Here is a 23,732-nt window from a genome sequence, read left to right on the forward strand (position 1 = left end):
CAGGCACATCGCAGGACAACCACACCAACCCTTGGGAGAGATGACCATGGAAGTCAAAGAAAAAGCGCCGGAAATCCAATCCTGGTTAGAGAATTACATCGGTTCGGTTATCGATGTTCCAGAGGGGGAAGATTGGGCGTCCCGCCGCTTTGACGAACTTGGTCTCGATTCTGTCGAAGTGACGATCATGGCCGGTATGATCGAAGAACGTTTTGGGCTCGAAATCCAAATGCCGGATGTTGTGGAAAACGCAAATGTTGCCGCTCTTGCCGGCCATCTCGAAAAGAGACTGGCGGCAAAAGACTAGTCAGCGAGTGCGCGTGTGACAAAATCCTTGAATTGTCCGCGCGCAATCGCCTCCATCGCAGAATAATGATGGTCAACATCAGGCACGGTTGCGAGCTGACAGCAGCTGAGGTCCGCAATATCCATTGATCGGCGATGGTCAGGGGAAAAATCCGCTCCGTATACATGCAAGACACGCATGTCGTTGCGACTTTTGAGTGAAATCAGCAGATTTTCGAATTGGCCGGCGGCTTGCAGTTCTGCGGCACCGTGCGATTGCAGAATTCCTCCGTCATCGCGCGCCTCCGCCATGTTGAAGATGCCTGAAAATGAAAGCGCGCGGCGCACATTCATGCCGAGAGCTGCCCGAATGGCCACGTTGGCACCAAAACTATTTCCTAAAGTCATGACTGGGCCCTCAAATCGGGCTACTCTCTGTGCCAGATCAGAATGCATCGCGGAAACAACCGATCCAGTACTGACAAGGCCCTTTTGAAACATCAATCCCGAATGGTCTCGGACATAAATGGCATTGAGCGACAGGTCTGCAAAGAGGCTGTCTAGGTAGCCAAGGGGCAGCAATTCCAGGCCTTGCGTGAGATTGGCAAAGACAACGACCGTTCCTTGCGCATTGTCACGTTCAACTTCGACCACTTCATCATTCCCATGCAGCGCCGATGACAGAGTATGTGCATCATCTATTGCATTGATCGAGCCAAGCAGCGCTTGAGCCGTGCGCCCAACGGCGCTTTCGCTATCAACGCTCGCAAGCAACTCTCGGCCACGCGATGTTTCGCCCGCTTGCAGCGCAAAGCAGCCAAGCTGCAAATCCCAAGCGGCATCTGGGCCTTTCTGATCGCGAAGGTCCAAGAGGCGACCAAGGATGTCACTGCGCTGAGCCCATGTCAGCCGCGTCCTCACAAGCCGGTAGAGAACCAGCCAGTCATCTGGGGTGCGTGACAGAGCCGTTTTCAAGACATCATATGCTTCGTCATGGCGGTGCGCCGCTGTCGCAAAGCGGGCCATGCGCCTGAGAGAGGCTGAGTTGGAAGATACGGGATCTACGGTTGATTTCAGTTTGTCATAGGATTCCGAATACGTTGCAATGAGTGGGTATAGCATCGACCGCGTACGCTCGGCGTAGTCAGGCAAAGGAGCCAGCGCCTCGGCCGTTTGAATAAGTTCTATTGCCTCATGCGGTTTGCCAGCCAACGCATACCGGTTGGCAAGGCGCAACCTGAGGAATTGAACATCAGGGGCTTGCTTGATTGCGTTTGAGTAAAAGTCGATCCTGTCTGAATGAGTGCGCAGTTTCTGCGAGAGCCCATCCACAGCAGCCATTGCAGCTTTGGGATCGGCGGCCGTTGCTGCCGACAAGCCATCCAGACAAAATGCGCAGGCGTCTTCCAGACCCTTTCCCGCGGCAATGACATCAACACACTGGGCCCAGTACCAAGGATTGTTGGCAGCTTTGGGCACAAGTTTTTGCTCAGCCACTTGAAGTGCATCCTGATGGCGTTTCTGAGCCATATGCAGGCGCACTAGAACAAGAGGCGTGCGTGTATGAGCTTCCAAACCTTGTTCGGACGAAGCAAAGGCTTCGTCCGCCTCATCAAGCGCGCCCTCTCGGATCAGGTTTTCAATGGCGGAAAGCGCTTTTGTTGCGTCGTCCGCTTCTGCATTCGTGATAGCCACACCTGATCCTCATCTCGCACAACGTGCCCGTTGGGCCCGCTGTCTCAACACAACGCGCTCACGGGGCACTCTTAATGGGCGAACTTTGCGTCGGGGAAAAGTTTTTTGCAACGCGTCCATACTTAGACAGAAACCTTTCTTTCCCTAAGGTGAAAGTCGTGATTGAAAGACTGGCACGTATTTCAGCTTTGGCGAGCGAGGACAGCATCATGACCGTTCAGGAATTAGACGCGTCAGAGACGACAGCATTCTGGGGTCAGTGTTCGATCTGCGGGCATGAAGGCCAGTTTGAACGGGGCACTGAAAAGTCCGCGCGTGAAGCATATGCATGTCCGAACTGCCGCTTTACAACCAGGTGGCGGGATCAGGCCAGCATCATTCTGGACGAATTTGGGCGCGGGCAGGCAATGTCGCTTGCTGGGTTGATGAAAGCTGGTTTGATCAATGACCTTTCTATCTTAGAACCGGCCCTGCGTGGTCCTTTTGCCCAAAGATTTCAATCGCTTCCCAACTACACGCAAACATATTTCTGGCCCGAGCTTGCACTCGGAGAACTGTCGCCGCAAGGCGTGCGCAACGAAGACCTCACGCGTCTGACCTTTGACGATAACAGCTTTGATCTGGTGCTTAGCAGTGATGTGATGGAACATCTCTTCGATATCGAAGCAGCGTTCCGCGAAACACTCCGTGTTCTCAAACCGGGTGGAGTGCATATTTTCACAATCCCAAATGACTTTCCTTTTCCCGACAAAACGCAGAAACGTGTTGCGATTGTTGATGGTGCCGAAGTTCCGATCAAGCCGGAAGTGTATCACAACTCCGGTGATGGTTCGAAATGTCTTGTCTACACGGATTATGGCGCCGACCTCGTCGACATGATCGAAGAACTTGGCGGCACTCTGAGCCTCGTGCGCCGCAGCCCGATCCCCAAGGCGGCTCGGACCAATCTAACCTTTGTTATGCGCAAGGTTTCAACGGACGGAACAACACGGCAGCCACGGCGCCTCAAACAAGCCCAGGGTGATCTGAACGGCGCTGACCTTCTGAAATGTCCTATCTGCGACAGTACGCAGTTTGAAGACTTCAACGGCCGGGTGAATGCCCGTTGCAGTTCATGCCGCGCGGTCGAGCGCAACCGGATGATGTGGATGATCCTTGACCGGTTGGGGGCGTTCAAACCGGGCCTTCGTGTTTTGCATATGGCCCCGGAGCTTGGCCTTGTTCGCAAGTTCAAGTCACTATCCGGCGATGACTATCATGCCACTGATTTTGACGTCGAACGCTACAGCAGCAATTTTGTAAAAATACGAAAACTCGACCTTTGCACTGATTTGGCTGCCATTCCGGATGAAAGCTACGATCTCATCCTGCACTCGCACGTGCTTGAGCACATTCCCTGCAGTGTACCTCATGTACTGAGCGAGCTTGATCGCATCCTTGCACCGGGCGGTCTTCATTTCCTCTCCGTTCCATTCCGGGGAACAACGACCACGGAAGATTTGTCTCCAGATCTGTCCGAAGCGGAACGAAAGAAGCGTTTTGGCCAAGAAGACCACATGCGCATCTTCGGAACCGAAAGCATTGTGGAACTGCTTCGGGATGCTTGGGGCGAAGGTAAGCATCTAGTCGAGCCGATTGAAATCTTCTCGAGAGACGAGTTGCGTGCGGCGGTCATCCCGACAAACGCCTGGCACGGGATCAGTTCGCACAGCATTTTTCACTACAGAAAAGGTGGCCTGCCACCAGCGATGGAGATTGTGGCGCAACGTACTGGTTCAGAGGCCGAAGCTGCGTCCCGGACCACGATTGTCACCGACGAAACGTCTCAGATACCGTTGTTGCACGGCCTTGAGGCATTGCGCCGCGACAATCCATGGCCCGAGTTTCCGTATGAAGAACACGCCCCTTTCCACCTCGCTCTGGATTCAAATGGTGATGGTGGACGCGAAATCATCTTGAATCAAATCCTTGAATACGATGTCAAACTGATGGTTGAGGTAGGCTGTTTCCTTGGTGGTTCTGCCTTGCATTGGCTTGGTACAAAACCTGATCTGCATCTGATTGGTGTGGACCCATGGGAAAACAGCTGGGCACGCTATGTCGAGGACATGGCAAAGGACCCAAGCATGTCGCGTCATGTTGCGCATATTTCAGATGTTGAAGTGGCTAGGATCGCTGACCTCATTCGACAATTTGGCAACTTCGCAGTGACGATGAATAATTTGCGGCGCCACAAGGATCGTTTCACACCCGTGCGACGGTTCTCGCCCGAGGCTCTTCAATACCTCAGTGACCGTAGCGTACCGGTTGAGCTGATCTACATTGACGCCTTCAAGCACCGCGCAGACCTGGATGCTGCCTACGCTCTGTTCCCGGATGCAGTTCTATGTGGAGACGATTGGCTTTGGCCCGATGAAACGGGAGAATTTGTCATGCAAACAGCAATTAAGGAATTTGCGCACGAGCACGGCTTTGACATCGAAGATAAACGGCAGTCGTGGGTGCTGCGCCGTCGCTAGTTAGGTTTGGGGAACGGGTCCATTACCAGAACAGAGCCAAGCAGTGTTTTCAGTGATGTCTTGGATCTGTCCTTGAGAAGAACGACGTCTTCAGCAGGTTTGGTAGGCCCAATCTCAATCCGTTCAACGTCGCGGCCCTCATAGTGTTTCAGGGCATGAATGCCGATGCGTGTGACGTAACTGAATGGGTCGATGGCTGCGAAAGACGTGGCAGAGGCATCATCATCACATCGAATGCCCACGTGCCCCCCACCTGAATGATACAGAAATGAGCATCCCAATACGCGTTGGCGGTCTTTGAACCGCAGTTCAATATGGGTTTCTGGTGACAATTCCAAATACTCTTGATGCAGTCCGAAGTGTTCCAACGGCTCCAGTTCATGGGTCGGCAGCACTTCACGCAGGTGCACGCAACGTCGAACCCATTGCGGTTGGAATGTGCCGACCACTTTTTCTGGCTCTCCCAGAAATGGAGCAAGGAAGGCGTGCGTTCTCTCCGCAAAGAGTTGTGAACCGTCTGGTGTGGTATGGGCTTCATCCTTCAAAAGGCCATGCAATGCTTCTTTGCCCATCTCGTCCAGAAGCGCATCGGCAAGGTCAAGGCAGGCAAGGTTTCGTTCCTGGCAGAAGCTGCGGGCGCTGGCCACGACATCGTGGGCCATCCGGTCCCGCATATCTCTGTAGTGCAACATGAAAAGCGGTTGGGCATCATGTTCCTGAACGGCGCGCACCGTATCAAGCAGGAATTCACGTGTTAGCGCGTCTGATGCCAAAGGGTGCAACGCAAAAGCAGATGAAGCGATCTCCAATAGAACGTGTGTCACCGGGCCTTCGGCCTCGAGTGCTGATCGCAAGAACGCCGGTACGATATGAAGTTGCAATGCTCCGAGACCAACTCGACACACCTCAACCTCAGGATGCGTATCTGACAGGATCTCTGTCAGCGGTGTCGTGAACCCGGCTCCGGATGCCACATTCGAAAAACCGAAAATCATCAGTTTTGGTTTTGCTGGGGCCGGACTGCATTGGGTTGTTTCCGCGTTCAACGTGCGACCTCCAACATCTTGAATGCCAAAGGTATTTCGATTGGCTCTTCGACCGCCATCGTGCATCGCCTTTTTACGGGTGACTTTCCTGGGCTGACATTGGCGACCCGTAAGACACCCCACAGGAATTGGGGAAGGAATTGCCGCGACAGAGCGACTCCAAGACAACGATGTGGTCCAGCACCGAATGCCAAATTGGACAGAGGCGCGCGGGCCGGATCAAAGTCGTCTGGATTGGGCCAGCGGGACGGGTCTCGGTTTGCGGCAGCAATATCGCAAATAAATCGCGCGCCACCGGGAATATGGTTGGCGCCTACGGACATCCCATCGCCAAAGCTTTGCCGATGGATGTAACGCGCACTGATAAAGTACCGCTCTGCTTCGCTCCAAAAGGCTGTGGTTCCGCCGCGTGACGCGCGCGCCGCCTCCTGGAGTTCAGGATGCGGCGCAATAAATGCCAGGGTGTTTGCAGCCAAATCCGACAAGGGCTGAAGAACCACGGTGCACAAGAAAACAATAGCGTAGTCCTGTTCTGTCCATGCATCTGCGGGTCGCCCAACGACATCAGAAAATGCGTCAACAAGCACTGTGTTGTCCGCTTCAAAAATCGATGGCTTGATCTGTGCAAGACCCGCCGTCAAATTCTTGTAGACACCGACACCACTTTCCCGGATGCGCGTCATTTCATTGGTCGTAAACCCAAACAGTGGGGCCATGGCGCGATCGATAGCGGGTTCGACAAGGGCGCTGATCACGTCAACGTCTTCGACTTCGCGGCATGTGTGCAGCGTTTCGCGCAAGGGGTTTTCGTCTACATGTATCGAAGTCACCTGCAAAACACGTGCTGTCGCCTTGCGAAGCTGACGATGAGGCTCACCAGATTGCAGCAAAACGAGTTGGCAAATATTGCTCCAAGCCGAGTATCGCTGAGGCCAGGCTGAACTCGCACGCTCCATTAACTGCCTGATCGAACCGTCAACAATTGCGTTCGGATGACCAAGGGCCTGGAGCACGTCGTCATAGCGCGAGAGAATCCATGTACCATCCGATGCTTTTCGCACTTCGCGTGCAGTCGGTTGGCCTAGAAACGATTCATTCTCTTGAATGTGACCAACCATCTTGATTTGCTTCTGATCCTCTGGAATTGCACACTCTCACAACCGATAGCATGCGGGTTTTGCTGTGCAAGGGGCTGCTGTATCCAACATGCTGTAAAGCACATAGATTTCGCGAGGATGCTTGGGATGGGTTCAACCCAAAAGCCTGATGTTTCAATAGCTGTTGTGTGCTGGAATATGTCGCGAGAGTTGCCAAGAACGCTTTTGTCACTGTCTCGCGCATTCCAACGCAATGTCGAAGACCTGACCTATGAAATTGTTCTTTGCGACAATGGCTCAGCTTCTTTGCCAATGATACCCGAGATGGACCCCGCGCCAGTGTTGGTTCACTTTCCGCAGCGTTCGAAATCTCCGGTTGGCGCGCTGAACGCAGCCTTGAAACATGCACGAGGGAAATGGGTGGGCGCCTGGATTGATGGTGCCCGGCTTGCCTCACAAAATCTTCTGCAAGGCGTGTATTCTGCCGGGCAGTTGCACACCAATCCGATCATTGCGGTCCCAAACTGGCAGCTGGGCCCCAAACGTCAGGCCGTTAGTATCGAGGAAGGGTACTCTTCTGAGGTTGAAGATGGTCTTTTAGCCCAGGCTGGATGGCCCGATCCTGGTTGCGATCTGTTTTCGATCAGCTCACCCGAGATGTCTCGTATCGATGCACCCATGTTGGAAAGCAACGCACTTTTTTTATCAGCAGATACCTGGAAACGCCTCGACTATTATGACCCCGCATTCAGTGAGGCTGGAGGGGGTGTGGCCAATCCCGATATGCTTGTCCGAGCAGTTGGTCTGCAGAATGCACAGCTTATACGGTTGGCTTCTGTCGCGACTTTCCATCAGACGCATGGTGGTACCACGACTGATGGAACCGCCAAAGCGATTGACGCAGTCAAACAGGCAGCGCGGAACTATGCCCGGATTCGTGGGTATCCGCTTCGGGCGGTGCGGCAAAAGGGCTGGATTTTTGATGTCAAAACCGGGCAAGTGACGAAAGACAATTCAATGTGACTACGGCATAACGCTCAGGTAGCAATTCAGACTACTTTTTCCCCTTTTAGGCGATTTCCGGCTTGCTGGTACGTCTGACTGCGATACCGTCGCGTAGCGATTGTTGCGTGGCTTTTTGAGCCGTTGCGTAGATCACACAAGCTGGGGGATGAAATATGGACAGCGCGGAACAGGCAGAAAAGCTGTTTGCGACATGGAGGTCTGATGTTGAGGCCGGCGCAACAGACGGCGCTATCCTGTCCGAACTTCTGGGATCAGCGCTAACTGGCGTCGCTCATTTGTCAGACGTGGCCGACCGCTACATTGCAGATGGCAACCCTGCTGCGGCTGTCGCCCGTCTCAACGAAGCGTTGATGCTGTCTGAGAACAATCCATGGCTCCTTTTTCAGCTTGGGCGCGCCAAACTAGCTGAAGGGGATGCAGCAGTTGCGCTCGATACGTTTCGCCGTGGCCTGGATCAGACAGACTGCGCGCCGATCAAAGTGATCGCGTCACGCATCTCGGCCGAGGAGGAAAAACGAGCAGAGATCAGGACCCGCGCGCAAGAACAGATCAAGTCGGCAGATGAGCTGTTCGATGCAAGAGAATGGCAGCGCGCCGATGCGCTTTTACAGGATGCAGACGTCGTTGAATGCTTTCCAGAGATTGTCGCAATCAAGCGCGCCAACATTGCCATTACTCTGGGCAATCTGAACCTTGCTGAGGGTTTGCTTAAGCAGGCCGAAAGGGATGCGCCCCGCAATCCATGGGTTCCACACTCGCTTGGCCTTGTTGCGGAATGCCGCGACGACCTGGAAGCGGCATTGGTCTACGGTGAGCGAGCGGTTGGTCTTGATCCTGAAAATGGGCACTTTCAACGCAGCCTTGAGAGATGGTCAAGTTTGGCCCTGACCGAAGCCGTTGGCATAACAGAGGCACATATTTCGCCGCTTCCCATGGAGTTTCCTGAACCTCGAAACGGGCGGACAAAAGTGATTTGTTGGGATGTTTCCCACAACCCTGCCGGTCGGGCCGCAGTTTTGGCAGATGTTGCAACACAGTTTACCGAAACGGATCTTGTCGGGCCTTCATTCACCAGAACTGCGGATTTGGTCTGGCCGCCACTGGCCCAGCCGCAATACGGGTACGGGCTGACGAGTTGGGCGGCCAATGGCTTTGCAGATTTTGTAAACGGCGCGATCCAACACGTCATGGACAATCCGGTGGATCACGTCTGGGTCTCGAAAGCGCGCTTTCCCAGCCTGTTCATGGGATGCCTTTACAAGCTTGTTCATGGGACGACGATGATCGTTGACATCGACGACGATGAATTGGCGTTTGTCGAAGAAACGCTGCCCTTAACCGTCGATGAGGCACTTGCAGACGAACAAGACCTTGATTGGGTCAACCCTGCTGCGGCCTGCTGGGGGCGCTTAGCGCAGCACATGGTGTCCTGGGCCGACGGCACCACGTGTTGCAACCGTGTACTCCAAAACGTGCATGGTGGAGAAATCATCCCCCATGTGCGTCGTGGCGAAGCCTTTGCTGCGTTGGATGGCAGAAAATCCGACTTGCGTGCAGATTTCGGGATTGCGGCGGACGACAAGGTCGTTCTTTTCATGGGCACGCCACGGCGTCACAAGGGTATCTTGGATATTGCAAGGGCCGTAAAAAATTTGTCCGACCCGGCCGCACTTCTTTTAGTGGTGGGCAGCTTCCCCGATACCAAGTTGAAGGAAGAACTGGATGGGATGGCGAATCTGAGGTGGAAACACTTTGAGGATCAGCCCCTATCAAGTGCGCCCGTATTCAATGCAATGGCGGACTTGGCATGCGCGGTCCAGCACACTGATGATCGAATTGCCCAATCCCAGACACCGGCGAAACTCTCCGATGCCGCCGGAGCAGGAACACTTGCCATAACATCCAAACTCTCAACCGTAGCGCCATTTGTGGAGGCTGGGGCAGCGTTGACCCCTGCCGCGAATGAAAGTCTGGTTGCGTTGCTCAGACGGGCACTTGTGCAGGCCGCAAACCCAGATACGCCCCAAGTGATCAAATCATTCTTCTCCGAAACACTTTCTGTTGCCTCCGCCGTACCGGCAGCCAAAACGGCGTTTCAAGATGCCCAACGTCAACAAAAGGATCTTCCAGTACAGTTTGTGCAATTGCTGGAGCTGATGCGCGCGCGCCTTCCCATGTATGACAATCCGGTCATTCACGCGTTTTGGGACAAGCACGTGAAGTCTCCGAAACGCGCTGTTGCCGTAACCAACTTCGACGATAATCTCGATATTGTTTTTTTCTGGAAACAAAACGACACGGGTATTTACAACCGTAGACAGGACTGCATTCACGAGACCCTGGCCGGTTTGCCCAATGTACGAAAAGTTCTGCACATTGATGCTCCTATCAACGCAGATCGGCTTATGTCTCTGGCTCATGGGCCGAACAGCACATCCGAGGGCCGACGCATAACCGACAAAACACTTGCCCGTTTTCTTGGCGTAGCTGACGGCACAGATGTTCACTACCGTAGTTTTGTTCACAAAGGCCGGACCACCTCCCTACTTGGTCGCACTTTGCCATCCGAGGGTGATTTTGCACCGCAAGTCGCCCGGTGGATGGAGGAGCTTGAAATTGGCCCCAATGCGCTGGCTTGGGTTTGCCCTGTGGTCCCCGAGTTCGACAAGGTTCAAGAGGTTGTTCAGTTCCAGCATATTGTTTGCGACGTCATTGATGATCAACGTCTTTGGCCGATGAAAACCGAGATGCGGCGGCGCATCAATCGCAGTTATGCGCACATCTTTGACCGCAGCTCCTGCGTCTTTGCGAATTGCGAACCCGTTGTCGAATGGTTGCGCAGTGAGGGATTGGCACCAGTACTTGTGCCAAATGGTTTGACCGTGCCCGACCTCAAATCCAAGGCGAAAGTTCCGAGCGAAATCAAACGCTTGACCGGACCAATTGTTGGGTATGTGGGCAACATGAGCGACCGCATTGATTGGGCCTTGGTTCACGAGATTGCTGTCGCTGAACCAAGTTGGCAGTTTGTGTTTATCGGAAAGACACCCAATGGTTGGACCGAGCGTTTCCAGGCATTTGCTGATCTTCCTAACGTGTTGATGCCTGGTGTGGTTCCGGCCGATCAGGTTTCGGACTGGCTGGCGGGCATGGACGCGGCAATCATCCCACATTTGAATACACCGCTGTCAGAGGCGATGAACCCTCTGAAACTCTACGTGTACCGGTCGCATGGCGTGCGCACGGTCAGTACGCCGATTAAGAACATCGATGATCTACGGGACGAAATCGCAATTGCCGCGAATGCGTCCGAGATGCGTGCTGCAATTGCTCAAGCCATACAAGACAAGAATGCCTATGGGCCTGCGCCGTTGTCGGCTAAGCACAGCGAAGCCTACAACTGGGAGTCGCGGGTCGCTAAAATGCTTTCGGTTTTGCGGGATTCTTTCAGGCGATCAGAAGCGGCGGAGTGACGGCTGTTTTAGGGTGTTTGCCCCTCGGTCCGGTCTAAACAGAGCGGTACACCCTGTCATGGCCGGTGCAATGTTTCCAACAAAAGCCCCCCGAATTCCTTTGTTGGCAATTAAACCGGCAAAACGCATGGAATTCCTTACTTGTCGGCACCCTCCGATCGCTTCACACTCATAGCGTGTGGGCGTTCCGCTCACTTTTTTAAAAAAGTCCTTTTTTTGGAGCATTAAAATGAGAATGAACTTGGACGAAGTCCCTTTGGGGGCGCGACGTCGCGCATCCCAACTTCTTGAAAACATCCGTGGCACAGATATGGACCCGACCAAGGGGCACGCTGCCCTGTCGGGAGAGGTCAACGCCATTTTCCGCCCCGATTTGAAAGACATCGCGTACTTCGAGTTTGTGGTGGAGCTTGGCCGTGAACGTGGGCGTCAGGTGGCGATTTCAGGTCGCGGGGAAGAGCTCAAACGCACCCCTGCCCGGCACGGTTTCATCATTGCGTCAAGTGATGCTCATGATCATCCCGTGTCGCACTGGTCACTCGACCGCGAACCGCCAAGCCATCAGCTGTCGACTGCGGCAAAGGAAAAAGGAGCAAAGGTCGCGCGCTTGTTCAAGCTTGATGCTCTGTCCTATGCGGGCGAAGCGGAAAACGGCGAAATGATTGCACAAACCGGTCAATTGCCTATGCCCATTGAGGGCTTGCTGTCAGACGTGGACAAGATGCGCGGCAAGATCTCGGGTACAATGGCGCGACCCGGTGCAGCCTCCAAGGATGATGAAGAGGCCAGCAAGGAACCGCATGAGGTCCGCAATCGTGGTCAACGCCGTCAACAGACCAAGATCGGGTCGGTTGGCTCGTGGAAAGAACTGCGCGAGATCTACGGCGATGCGTTTGGCCCCTTGCTTGTCGCCCTCAAACAACAAGCTGCACCAGCTTGGGAAATCGAGAATCTGGTCGGGGAAATGGGCGAAGGCGTCATGACCGGTACCAGCCATAAGGTTGCCCTGCTCGAAGCCGACGCAAGCGTCGAAGTGTCCGGCGATGGTGCCGGTCTGGTCAAGGTTGAGGTCATGCCAACCACGGAGACCGGCGGGTGTGTCGTGTTACACGTGGCAGACGAAAAGCTGCGTGAGGAGGTGTCCTTCGACCTGCTCGTTTCGTATCGCTCTGGCCTTCAGGAACACCTGCGTTTCTTTGCCGTTTCACCCACAACCCCATCCAACACCAAGCCTGACAGCGGCATGGCCGAGTTCGAGGAGTAATCATCATGGCATATACATATTATTGGGCCGATGGCTCCGCATCTCAGCAACCTTACAACCAGTACACCGTGAACGGATGCGCGATTGGCTGCGGCAGCCTTGCATGGACCATTCTGTTCCTGTGGGGTGACCGACAGGCCGGAACCGGCAACAGCTACTGGGCACCGCGCTGGGGCCTGTACCGTCAGGACGGTGGAACCGGGGCAGACGTTGTGTCTCCAACCTCGCAAACGGCGGGCGTGAACAACGTGATCGAAGAGATCGCGGACGATGTTGACACTTTCTGCGCCTTCGGACAGGGGGCAACACACCCAGCTACGATGGGTCAGGCCAGCCGGTACTTCTCCGGCCGGACAGGCACATCACTGGTCGAACACCACAACATCTTTGGTGTCAGCGAAACCCGCCTGCGCGAATATGCACGAAACTCGATCCGCGATCGCGATACACCGGCTGTGATCGGAACAGGCTGGCTCAGCCACTACCCGGTGGCCTACGGCTATGCGTGGCAATCACGCATCGTGCGCAAGTGCTTCATCTTCTGTTGGAACGAAACGGTCTATGACCGCTGGTTCTGGGTGAACCAGGGCTGGGGCGGCAGCGGCAATGACTGGGTGCCGGCTGACACCTGGTTCGCGGGCGAGATTTACCCTTAGAGCCCTGCGGGCCAACCCGTCGACGGGTTGGCCCGCTTTCGCCATCAGACCACTGTTCTGGAGACCTAAGGCGCAGCCGCCATCAGATCAGCCTTTGAAACGCTTGCTGCAACAGTGTTAAAAGCCAGCGGATTCTCAAGGTCGGTTCCTCGTGCAGGCAAAGGCCGCTCGCCACTGTCACCATACCCGATAGCAAGACGCACTTTGTTAATGCAGACTTTGGGCATGGTCCTTTGGAACAGATCAAACATCGCGTGGCGCGGTGCGAGCTCTGGATGTGATGTTTTGTAACCCAGTAAAACATCCCTCAGAACGGCGTAGAAGCAATCTTCTTCAATCTGTCCGGTTCGGGCCAAACTCATCGACAGAAACCGCAATACGGTCACAAAATGGGCCGTTTGAATGTCGTGGATGATGTATGCGGTTGGTTTGCGTGGCAACAGCTTGCGGATTTCAGGGGCGAGACCCGTCATTTCGGGAAAATCCTGGTCAACCAAATCCAGATCCCCCTGAAAATCTTTGAGCGCCATGCCAACAGGCATATTATTTTCCAAGATTACCGTAATGTTCTGGCCATGCGCGATAAAGCCAACCCCGTAGCGGCACAGGATGTGCCATAGGGGTACAACAGTGACCTTGAACAGAGCCTTTAGCCAAGTGACGATGTCGACACCCGCCGCCTTTGCATAGGCGAGGGCCAGTGGTGTTCCACACGCGCCCTCGTGGAACAGCGCGGCCGCCATCACAGCTTTTTGGCTGGAGTTGATCTTTGCATCCGCGTTCTCGCGCCAGATCACGCCAAGCATCTCATGGTGACGATAGGGTGCATCTGGACAATCCGTTAGTATCGGATGAGCTGCCCAATGACCCAACGCTTCCCGCAAAACCACGACGTTGTCATTCAGAAGCGGGTCGTCACGAACGATGTCAGTCAACCAATCTGACAATGCGCCGCCATGTTCGATGTATTTGCCGGGCATACCCCGCCATGCCGATGTATTGAGAATACCCAGCGACAGTTTGACGTCATACGGCTCTCCGTTCACCGGTGTCAGTGTCCGAAGGCTGGGTGTCGCGACGTAGTCTGGTCCGCGCTGACCCAGCGGGATCAAACGTTTACGCGCAATTTCAACAGCAAAGGACTGTTCGAGGTGGTTGCGCCATTGCCAGGGATGAACCGGAAGCAAGATATGCGCGTCAGTCGCCCCTGCTCTCTGCGCTTCTTGCCTAAGTGAATTCCTCAAATCAGGCCCAAGAATGTCACCGAGAAGATCATCTTCGTTCACATCGCCGGACTTACCACTTCGCAACAAGGTTGGATCGACCGCCAGCCAAAACAGACGAATGGGTTCTGCGTATTCCGGCGCATATGCCTTCAAATCTGCGGTGCCCCAGCCAAGCCGGCCTTTATTGGCGACGGCCTTGGGATGTCCTTCGAGTGTGGCATGCAATTTGCGTGCAGGCATTGTTACAAGCGCTTGCGCATCCAGATCACCAAATAGTCGCAACAGTTCAATGTCCTGCCGCAAAGTGTTCGATAGTTCGCGCAAAAACATCGCTTCTGTATCGGGTGTCATGCCCAACTCATGCCGGGCGTCGACAACAAATCGCAGCGGGCAAGGAAAGTCGCCAGTATCTACGGATATGCTGTGCGGATCGACATCCAGATTGTTCCAGATGCGCCGTGTCGCGTCGAAAAGATAGACCCGGTTCGACGCGAGTTTGAGTTGGTAGTGTTCACCACCTTCCGGGTGCAGGACTTCCTCCCAAGTCAGTTCACTGATCATCTTAGCCAGAAGGCGCCGTCGTGGTGCATCCAGTGCATCAATCATAGTGGCACCCGATCGAAAAAATCATCCCGGGCGCAATGCATCAGGGCCGAACGTTTGTGAGGAAAGTCGAATTCCTTGATCTTTCGGTAAGCGAGAGCGTCTGCATATCGCAGCAGCTTTGCGTTATCGACACGAGGTTCCCCGACAACGAGGTCCGTCATGGGGCAATCGAGAAAAATGTAGTGGGTTAAAGCGCGAATCCATGCGGAAGTCTTGGCGCGACCCAATGCACTGACTTCGCCGATCAATCCATGCCAGCCGCGATCCCAAGGCCCGGCATCATAATATGCGCCAAGTCGATCCTCTCTCGCCCAGTAAATCTCGAAGTATCCGACTGGGACACCGTCATATTCCCCGATGACCGAGAAATTGTGCGGGTCAGATAACTTGTCTTCAAGAAAACCACGCAGTTCGTCTTGCGATCGGTCTTCTTCCCAGAAATAGGCAACGCGTGGATCATTCTGCCATCGATGAAACGTATCCAAATCGCGTTCGATATCTACTTCCCTAAACGACACGGCAATACCCGCGTCAACAAAGAACTTTTCATAGACAACACCATGGGGATTTGCAGGCCTTAGTGGGTGATCCCGTCCATCCGGGCCCGCTACCAATGCCGCCCGTTGGTAGCGGGCCTGCGGATGTTTGAGCCAAGGTTCGGGGGCTTGCAAAAAGCCGGAACGGTGAATGCGTTGGGCCCCGTCCTTTGCGACCGCATATCCAGGCAGTCTGGGATCCAAATATGCCCCGTCCATCTCTGGAGGCACATCAATAAATGTGGCTTCAGGGTTTTCGACAAAGCGGTCTTCGACCCATTGAATAAACGATCCCTGCTCTTTGGGTGAAGGGTGCGAGGGTTTGATCAGCGTAGCAGCATCGGGTGTCATGCGTAGACGGGCTCCAAAAGAGGGTTGGGAAGGTCGAGGAAGCTGGCTACCTGTCCGCGTGCGTCGCCATCGGCTTCGTTCACGCCGCTGAGGCTGGTCGCGAAATTTCCTTTGCAGGTGAGGGTCGGTTGTTCGAGAAGCCGGGTGTAAAGCGCTGTGTCACCCGGTGTTTCCGCGCGGGACCGGAAAAGGAAATCCCGCAACAAGCCAGTCAAGTGATCTTCGCTGGCCAATCCATCGAGAACCAGGGTGGACAGTGTGTTCAGAACGCTGTTGATCACAACATAGTACGTCACCAACCCGTCCCCGAGCTTGGCATCCACGACATTTTCAGCACCTTCACCAATGCCTGGGCAATGCTGCGTCAGCATCTCGTGAAAACTGTCAAGATGACCAGTGCCCTGACAATCGCGAACCCAAACTGCTGCAGGCCATCCATCTTCAAGCCCAAGCATCAGGTTTTGCTGGTGTGCACCAAACAGCAACCCATAACGTGCGCGCAATTCAAGCAGCGGTTTGATCGCAACGTCCAGAAAGCGCGTAAACCAAAGAGGTGCTGCATCTGTCCCAAGAGCATGCACAAGTGTCCCGAGTGGGGACTGGCCGTGGGCGGGTGTTTCACATAGTGAGGCCAGCATCACCGGTCCTGGCACTGACGCATCCTGGAACGGGTTCTCGCGCAGAACGACAATTGTGTCATCCCGGACTGTACCGTCCCCATCATTCAAAGCAACATAGCCCGGTTCGCCCAAAATGTTCAGCGTTGGAAAGTCATGTTTGATCCGAGCACCAAGGTCCGATCTGAGCAAATCAGATATGTGCACGCCACGCACCACTTCGCGCAATGACAAGTGTCGAATGGAATTAGTGAGACGCAAGGACAGGGACGTCTTGACCATGAATGGCGCGTGCCAACCATGTATGCAGCGCATCGACGAGGTAGCCCCCCACACACCCGAGCCAGGACCAAGGTCCACGAGCGATCCACTGTCTAACAGCTCCTTCATGGTGTTCTGCTCGGTGAGCTTTTGCGCTTGCCAAGGGTGCCAAGGCAGAGGAATTTTGCCGGGATCCGTCGCGCCAAGGTCCGCCTCAGCCAGCAACCTCAAACATCCTGATGCACCTTTGTTCGAACTCACCAGAGCGGGGTCAGCGGCGTACCAATGCAATTGAAATGTCTCTTCATGCTCGGGTGCGTAGCGTCTGGTCTCTTCCGTGGTCATCTCGTCGCGGCTGCGGGGATTGGGATGAAACGGATGCCCTGCCTTTAACGCCTGTTCCGCAGCAAGGAAGTTCCAAGAGGTGGCATTGTCGCTCATTGGCGCTGTTTTCTGAAGCGCCGCCAAGCTGTCCATGACACGCTTGCAAAACGTACTGCCACCTGGCTTTGACAAATGCGCCAACAGTTGGGGCACGCTGAGGGTCTCCCATCCCTGAGGGCTTTCACGCCTGATGTCAGGGCCAAAAAGTGTGCGGAGCTTCGATCTTTTTCTAACCGAAACTTGGATGCTGCGACCATCCTGATCCGCAAAGCACAGACTGGAATCATCAAGCTGTGCTGCGGCGAGTTGCCCTTCGCGCATCGCAGAGTTGAGAAAAGCATCCAGCGCTGCAAGATCGCCTGATACCTGAGAATAAGTCATGATGTGCGCCCTTTCGCCGAACAGGATTATTGGCGTTTACTGTCAGCCTTTCAGATATTACTGACTATTTTAGTCAGGATTCGCAAGGCCCCCGATGTCACCTCTTTCGATCTATTTGCCGGTTCTTGCCGGTCACGCATTTCAGCAGACGGCGTTGATCGGTATGGTGCCGTTGCTCGCGCTGGCTTTGGGCTTGCATGAAAGTGAGATTGGGCTGGCGGTGGCCATGGGTTTGGTCACAGCGGGCGTTGCCTTACCTTTTGTCAGTTTGCTGGGCGGACGGATAGTCGTGCTTGGTGGTCTCGGCGGACTTCTGCTTGCCAACCTTGTGCTGCTCTATGTGGTCGGAACAGGGGTGCAGGGCTGGAGCACGACGTTTGTTTTTGTCCTTTTGGCGGTGATTAGATCAGTACAGGGTGTGTCAGCGGCAGGCTTGATGATGGCCGCGCAAACACAGGGTGTGGCACAAGAAAACAGCCTCAAGGGCCTTGGCATTGTCCAGTCAATGGGCAGTGTCGGGCGCATCTTTTCCGCAGCTCTGATCGGACCACTTCTACTGGTATCGCAATTGGCGCCACTGCTACCGGCAGCCTTGGGTGCGATGGTCAGTCTGATGATGAACCACGGCAAGCCTGCGCCAAAATTGCGCGCCACTATGCGGCCGCCAAGGTTAACCGCATTTCGGGTAACGGTTCTGACCCAAGTCGCTGTCGGGGCTGCACAAATCGGCCTTGCGCCGGTGATCCTTGATCAACTCGAAGCGGAACCAATGCGCGCTGCAGGCAATGCCGGGTTTTGCCTGGCTGCTGCAAACCTGGGCTTGTTCTTGGCCCTCCGTTTGCTTGCACATCGTACCGGCCAAATCGGTGCGCGGCTTGCGGGCCTGTTGTTGGTGCTGGCTGCAGCATGTGTCCCGTTTGCAGATCGGCTGGCCACGTTTCTCTTTCTCAGCTTTGTCATCGGCGGCTCCACCGGGCTGCTCTTTACTCTCAACCTATCCGAAATCATGACCCGCGAGGACTATGCCCAGCTTCAGGTCACCGGTTGGAATGGCGCGATCCAAATCGCGGCACTTGCCGGCGGGGTGGCATCAGGATCGGCGTTGCTCGCGCTCTCTCCGGCTGCACCCTTTGCCATTGTTGCACTGTCTGGTGCCGCTCTGGCCTTTGCTCCTCCCTCAACACAAAGGACCTGAAATGACATCGCATACCTATTCAACGGATCTTGCCGGCATCGGCATTGGTCCCTTCAATCTCAGCCTCGCTGCGCTGGCGCATGGCGTGACAGGACTGAGAACCCGCTTCCTCGACCAAAAACCAGTGTTCTCTTGGCATGCTGGCCTCGCTTTCGAAGACAGCTCCATGCAAACTTCTTATCTCAAGGACATGGTCACGCCGGTCCTGCCGACCAGCCCATGGAGCTTCTTGAACTATCTCGTTCAACAGGGACGGTTCTACGATTTCATGGCAGCCCGCTTTGATACCGTATCGCGCCGAGAGTTCACTGACTACATGGCATGGGTGGCACATAGTCTGGACACCTGCCAATTCGGCAATCAAGTGCGAGGTGTAGAACACGACGGTCATCGTTTTGTTTTGCACATGGATCGCGGAGAGACGGTGACAGCCCGTGGCTTGTCGATCGGCACCGGTCCAGTCCCACAGATACCTGAGGGTGCGCCACTTGGGCAAAACTGCTTCCACGGAGTTGAGTATCTTGCAAAGTGCCCCGACATCGCAGGTAAGCGCGTTGCGGTCGTTGGCGGCGGGCAGACCGGAGCAGAGATCGTTCTGGATTTGTTGCGCCATGATCCTATGCCTGCGGAACTGACATGGCTCAGCCGACGCAGTGCATTCTGGCAATTGCAAGAAGGTGGCTTGGTCGACCAGATTTACACCCCAGCCTACCATGACGTGTTCCTAGGATTGACTGAAGGTGCAAAACAGGCGGCTGTGAAGGCCCAGAAATACAGCAGCGATGGACTGACGCCATCCACAGCTGATGAAATCTATCGGCAACTGTATCGTCACCGGCATGTGAACCGTAGAGATGTTGTTTCATTGCGGCCCGGGAGAACGGTCTCACGGATCGAGCAACGGTTCGGCGGGTTCTATTTGAACGCAACAACCCCGGTGGGTGTTGTAGAAGAACTGAATGCCGATATCGTAATTCTCGCTACGGGTTTTAAAATAGAGGTGCCGCAATGCGTGGACCCGATCCGCAGTCGTTTGGATGTTGAGCTAGGTGGCGCATTGACTTTGGATGGCCGCTACCGGGTTCGATGGGATGGCCCCGAAGACGCACCAATCTATGGCATGAACCATGGGCGCCAATCCCATGGCATCGTCGATCCACAGCTTAGTCTTACAGCTTGGCGGAGCGCGGCAATCCTGGAAGACTTTACCGGGACGGATATCTTTGAAGCGCTGAGACAAACGTCCAGAGGGTTGGTAGATTGGGCAACCGGTCACGTGGACGAGGATGTGCTGCGTATTCCGGCCTGACAGGAGAATTGTCCTGCCGCGCACGACTGTTGGGTGCGCGGCAGGCAAAATATCAGAATGAAACGGTGTAGCCTACAGAAACCCGGCGGCCTTCATCAGCAATACGAACTGCGTCACCCGTCAATGGATTGATGCGAACGCTGCTTGCGGCGCTGTTTTCCTGCTGCCGGTCAAACAGGTTGGTGACCCCGAATGTGACAAGTCCAGGTCCCACAGGGTAGGACCCGCCAACGTTGACACGGAACATATTCTCCAGCTTTGGCAATTCGGGGTGATCCCGTTTTGCGGAGAACACAAGTTCGCCTGACAGCGTCAGACCATTTTCAAAGGATTTGTCAGTGTACAACGTCGCAGTGAAAGGTGTCGGAATGCGGTTGTTGGGCAGCCATGTGTCCACATCACCGTCATTGTTGCTGTCCGACCGCCCTTCTACATAGGCAAGCTGCGCCCCGGCGCTCCAATCATCGCGAATGTCATAATCCAGGCTGAATTCCGCGCCCCACACTTCCTCTTTCTGTTGAGTTATCGTGTTGGTTGCCGCGTCAAAGACCACACCCTCATCCGATGTCGAAAAGTAGACAGAGCTATCGATGGATATCCGTTGCGAATTGTGACGCAGGCCCAATTCCCAAGTGTCGACAATTTGTGCCTCTGGCTGGATGTCTGAAAAAGATACGCTTGTCTGTCCGGGCTGCGCAATGGCGCGGCGCGTAAAGGCACCAACGTCAGGCAGCGAAAACCCTTGGCTAAACCCACCATAGATCGAAGTGCTCGGCGTAAGGTGATAAACAAGTCCCAGGTTACCAACGACGGCATCATAGTCAAAATCGCCCCCGATCACATCAACGGGGACCAGTGGTATGATGCCTCTGCCGGTAATTTGAGCAGCTGCCGGGCGGTTAAAGTCCGAGACGCTCAATGAGAAACGCTCGGCACGAAGTCCGGCACTCAGGTCCAACCGGTCGCCGATTGGAATGTCTGCCTGTGCAAACACAGCGACACTGTCCTGTGTCATTGGTGCCAGCAGGTCGCGACCATCAAGGGTTTTCTGTTCAACCTCGTCACGCCCGAGATCAAGCCCCCAGGTCAGAACCGCATCCGGGCCCACCCACTCGATCGGCGTCCGCATCGTAAGTGAGACACCGTATGTGCTGGTAAAAAGTTCGCCCTGTGACAGCGGGTCCTGACTTAAATCAGTGGTGCTGGTCGTGTAGTAGCTCAGGTTGGCCGGCCCTGGCTCAGCCAGCGCGGAGCGGCGTTCGATATCCGTGAAGTAAGCGTTTATCTCAAGGTCGCCCAAAGCCGTGTTGTCGTAGCGATACGTGACGTTGGCGCTTGTGCCCCGATCCTCTACCGGAGCTCCAGTATAGGGTCTGTCTGTTACACGTACCGGGTTGGTGCTGTAGTCCGTGAAATAGTCAACATCTTGCTCCAGCTGATAGGTGTCCAGGCGAACATCCAGCTCATGCGGCCCCCGCGACCAATTCGCCGCGACCCCAAAGGTGTAACGTTCGATGTTGTCGCCCCCTCCCTGCCCGACCAGCGGATCGGATGGAAGCAGAGTGCCGTTCCCATCATAGGAATTGCCTGTTTCACTGCGAGACAGCTCGAACCGGAGCCCAAGATCACCGGCGCGTGTATCATGCGACAGGAAAAGCTCGTTGCTGAGACTACCGCCTCCGTCTTGGGCCGAGAACCGGGTTTCCAAAGTGGTTCGTGGCTCTTCTGATGGTTTCTTGGTGACGATATTGATGATCCCACCCGTTGCCCCGTTGCCAAACCGAGCAGTAGACCCTTTGACGATTTCGATCCGTTCGATGGAATTCGGATCGAGGACAGCAAGCTCCCGATCAAAACCGCGCAATTCCGACGTCCGTGCAACACCATCAATCAAGATCTGTGTTGTCCTGCCCCGCAGTGTTTGGCTCGCTCCGCCGATGGTGCCATTCGCAGGCGCCAAGCCCGGAACGAGGTCCGATAGAGCGCGTGAGAGCGTTTGACCCCGGCGAACCCGGTCAATGATTTGAGCACCCTCAACGACTTGTACTGTCCCGGGAATAGAACTTTCAGTCGCGCCGGTCCGCACCGCCTGAATGATGATTTCACCCAGTTCAACGGGTTCTTCCTGTTCCTGGGCAAACAAGGGGGCGGTGGTGGCGAGCGCCATGGCGCTGGTCCCCGTGAGAAGGCGGGTCAAAATCATCAGGACGTCTCCGTAGCCGTAGTGAGTTGAGTAGAGCGGATGCGTGCCGGCAGCAGGATCAGCGCGATCCAGCCCGCGATCCCTGAGAGCAGTGCAGCAGAAAGGAAAACGGGACCGTAGCCAATCGCTTCTGCCAACTGTCCGGCAACGATGCCGCCAATCATGTACATCAGCAGGGTCGCGCTTGTGAGCAATGTGAAGTCTGTGGCTGCTTGCTTGAGCGAGGCAAAGCGCATGAACGCGGTGAACAGCCCGACGATTTCGATGTAGCGCAGGAATGTGTCAAAGACCGACAGGACGACGAGCATCCATTGTGTCGTGCCGGAAGTGGCTGCGACATAAAATGCGGCGAAAACCAAAGTACGGCCACAGATCAAAAAAATGAGAAAGGGCAGCAAACCCCAAAGCCGGATGAGCCACGCAGCAACAAACGCGCCAAACAAGCCCACCGCAGCGGCTGAGCCACCTGATATCGCGCCAACCTCTGCCAGGGTAAAACCCTGATCGACAAGGAAGGGCTGTTCCAAGGCTTTCACCAGACCTTCTGGAAGACGAATGATCAGCGCAAAGGCAAGCATCGCCCAAGCGCCCTCAACACTCAGAAAACGCAACAGAGAAGGTTTACCTCGCTCAGCGGGAAGTGTTCTTTGGCCCGCTTCCTCCGGTAAGTTCAGGAACGGCAGAACGAGAACCATTGTCAGTCCAGCCATGACCCACAACGTCTGTGTCCAACCCAGAAGGTCGTATAAAACGAGTGTACCCGATCCGCCAATTACAACGCCCAGTGCGACGGCGCTGCCTTGCAATGCATTTCCGCCAGGTTGATCGCTCGGCTCCAGATGCTCAACTGCCCATCCGTCCGAGGCGATATCCTGCGTGGCGGATGACAGTGACATTGCCATCAAGATGGGGAAGAAAATCGCGGCATCTTTGACGGGGTCAAACAGGGACAGTGCCACAATGCCGCCAAGCGTCACCGTCAGGCAGCCCGTGACGATTGCTTTTCGACCGACGTTCGGGGAATGGCAAAACCGGTCAACCCAAGGGGCCCAAAGCACCTTCAAAACCCAAGGCGCGAGCAGGACGCCAAGGCCGCCAATCACATCCAGACCAACACCGTTGGCGCGCAGGATGGGCGGCAAAGCTGCCGCTACCAAATAAAGCGGCACCGCCTGCGCTAAATAAAGCCCAAGCAGGGCAACAGAAATCTTTGAGTTGGGAAGCACCGGCGAAGCATGTCCTGTCTTGCAGATTCTTATGCTTGCATCGCGCTGGCGGGTTCATACATCATGGCCCTTGCTTAAACACAAGTGTTTTTGTCGGGAAAAGGCGGTGGCACTGTTTTTGCACCAGCACCTTAAGTGACGAACGCTTGGTCTTATCCTGACCGTCCATTTAGGTGGCGTCTTGCCCACAGCTACCGATACGGACAGGCGGTAATACGCAAAATACTCGAGAAACTCGGCAAGGTTGTGCCGTTTCAGAAACGACAAAAGGTTGGCGCTTTAAACGGACCTGCAGACTCGGGCAACGACTGACCATCCGAACCTCCAAACTCGAATGCGTTGAGGCTTTTGCATGAGATCTATCGATACTTCGCCA

At 55.0% G+C, this 23,732-nt stretch carries 16 protein-coding genes; 8 read left to right on the plus strand and 8 right to left on the minus strand.

Translation table 11 applies throughout. The features are described 5' to 3' along the window. The first annotated feature begins 46 nt into the window (after positions 1 to 46). Complete coding sequence (locus IE087_RS20205) at positions 47 to 307, plus strand: acyl carrier protein (protein WP_189371202.1); 261 nt, start codon at positions 47 to 49, stop codon at positions 305 to 307. Here the strand turns inward: IE087_RS20205 and IE087_RS20210 are convergent. Then, positions 304 to 1,980 (minus strand): tetratricopeptide repeat protein, encoded by a 1,677-nt coding sequence (locus tag IE087_RS20210; RefSeq protein ID WP_189371203.1) that lies wholly within the window; start codon positions 1,978 to 1,980, stop codon positions 304 to 306. The genes IE087_RS20205 and IE087_RS20210 overlap by 4 nt on opposite strands. Before the next feature lie 158 nt (positions 1,981 to 2,138). Here IE087_RS20210 and IE087_RS20215 point away from each other — a divergent pair, with 158 nt between their 5' ends. Further along, a complete protein-coding gene (locus IE087_RS20215) occupies positions 2,139 to 4,499 on the plus strand; it encodes a class I SAM-dependent methyltransferase (RefSeq protein ID WP_229801495.1) in 2,361 nt (786 codons plus the stop codon). Here the strand turns inward: IE087_RS20215 and IE087_RS20220 are convergent. Both IE087_RS20220 and IE087_RS20225 read right to left on the minus strand, forming a co-directional pair. Then, entirely contained in the window at positions 4,496 to 5,494 is a 999-nt protein-coding gene (locus IE087_RS20220) for an SGNH/GDSL hydrolase family protein (protein WP_189371204.1), read from the minus strand. The genes IE087_RS20215 and IE087_RS20220 overlap by 4 nt on opposite strands. A 47-nt stretch (positions 5,495 to 5,541) precedes the next feature. Beyond that, on the minus strand, positions 5,542 to 6,345 hold the full coding sequence (locus IE087_RS20225; RefSeq protein WP_189371205.1) for a cytochrome P450: 804 nt from the start codon (positions 6,343 to 6,345) through the stop codon (positions 5,542 to 5,544). Positions 6,346 to 6,789: 444 nt separating this feature from the next. Between IE087_RS20225 and IE087_RS20230 the strand changes: the two genes are divergently transcribed. From IE087_RS20230 to IE087_RS20245, 4 genes are all read left to right on the plus strand, one after another. Then, positions 6,790 to 7,665 (plus strand): glycosyltransferase family 2 protein, encoded by an 876-nt coding sequence (locus IE087_RS20230; protein ID WP_189371206.1) that lies wholly within the window; start codon positions 6,790 to 6,792, stop codon positions 7,663 to 7,665. A 155-nt stretch (positions 7,666 to 7,820) separates the two neighbouring features. Then, entirely contained in the window at positions 7,821 to 11,141 is a 3,321-nt protein-coding gene (locus IE087_RS20235; RefSeq protein ID WP_189371207.1) for a glycosyltransferase, read from the plus strand. A gap of 235 nt (positions 11,142 to 11,376) precedes the next feature. After that, on the plus strand, positions 11,377 to 12,405 hold the full coding sequence (locus IE087_RS20240; protein WP_189371208.1) for a hypothetical protein: 1,029 nt from the start codon (positions 11,377 to 11,379) through the stop codon (positions 12,403 to 12,405). Between the two features lie 5 nt (positions 12,406 to 12,410). Beyond that, positions 12,411 to 13,061 (plus strand): hypothetical protein, encoded by a 651-nt coding sequence (locus IE087_RS20245; RefSeq protein ID WP_189371209.1) that lies wholly within the window; start codon positions 12,411 to 12,413, stop codon positions 13,059 to 13,061. 65 nt (positions 13,062 to 13,126) lie between these two features. On the opposite strand, the gene IE087_RS20250 is transcribed toward IE087_RS20245, so the two are convergent. From IE087_RS20250 to IE087_RS20260, 3 genes are read right to left on the minus strand one after another with little or no spacing between them, the layout of a single operon-like run. After that, complete coding sequence (locus tag IE087_RS20250) at positions 13,127 to 14,893, minus strand: IucA/IucC family protein (RefSeq protein ID WP_189371210.1); 1,767 nt, start codon at positions 14,891 to 14,893, stop codon at positions 13,127 to 13,129. Then, positions 14,890 to 15,780: a GNAT family N-acetyltransferase gene (locus IE087_RS20255; protein WP_189371211.1), complete on the minus strand. Its 891-nt coding sequence runs from the start codon at positions 15,778 to 15,780 to the stop codon at positions 14,890 to 14,892. The genes IE087_RS20250 and IE087_RS20255 overlap by 4 nt, the downstream gene beginning before the upstream one ends. Beyond that, positions 15,777 to 17,423: an IucA/IucC family protein gene (locus IE087_RS20260; RefSeq protein ID WP_189371212.1), complete on the minus strand. Its 1,647-nt coding sequence runs from the start codon at positions 17,421 to 17,423 to the stop codon at positions 15,777 to 15,779. The genes IE087_RS20255 and IE087_RS20260 overlap by 4 nt, the downstream gene beginning before the upstream one ends. Positions 17,424 to 17,517: 94 nt before the next feature. Here IE087_RS20260 and IE087_RS20265 point away from each other — a divergent pair, with 94 nt between their 5' ends. Both IE087_RS20265 and IE087_RS20270 read left to right on the plus strand, forming a co-directional pair. Beyond that, positions 17,518 to 18,618, plus strand: a complete 1,101-nt coding sequence (locus IE087_RS20265; protein WP_189371213.1) for a hypothetical protein — start codon at positions 17,518 to 17,520, stop codon at positions 18,616 to 18,618. A 1-nt stretch (position 18,619) separates the two neighbouring features. Continuing rightward, entirely contained in the window at positions 18,620 to 19,927 is a 1,308-nt protein-coding gene (locus IE087_RS20270) for a lysine N(6)-hydroxylase/L-ornithine N(5)-oxygenase family protein (RefSeq protein ID WP_189371214.1), read from the plus strand. Between the two features lie 52 nt (positions 19,928 to 19,979). Here the strand turns inward: IE087_RS20270 and IE087_RS20275 are convergent, their stop codons facing one another. Further along, positions 19,980 to 22,130 carry a TonB-dependent receptor gene (locus IE087_RS20275; RefSeq protein ID WP_189371215.1) on the minus strand — a complete coding sequence of 717 codons (2,151 nt, stop codon included), beginning with the start codon at positions 22,128 to 22,130 and terminating at the stop codon, positions 19,980 to 19,982. Then, positions 22,130 to 23,356: an MFS transporter gene (locus IE087_RS20280; RefSeq protein ID WP_189371216.1), complete on the minus strand. Its 1,227-nt coding sequence runs from the start codon at positions 23,354 to 23,356 to the stop codon at positions 22,130 to 22,132. The genes IE087_RS20275 and IE087_RS20280 overlap by 1 nt, the downstream gene beginning before the upstream one ends. Positions 23,357 to 23,732: the final 376 nt, after the last annotated feature.

The sequence above is a fragment of the Tateyamaria omphalii genome, from assembly GCF_014651375.1.
Lineage (GTDB): Bacteria > Pseudomonadota > Alphaproteobacteria > Rhodobacterales > Rhodobacteraceae > Tateyamaria > Tateyamaria omphalii.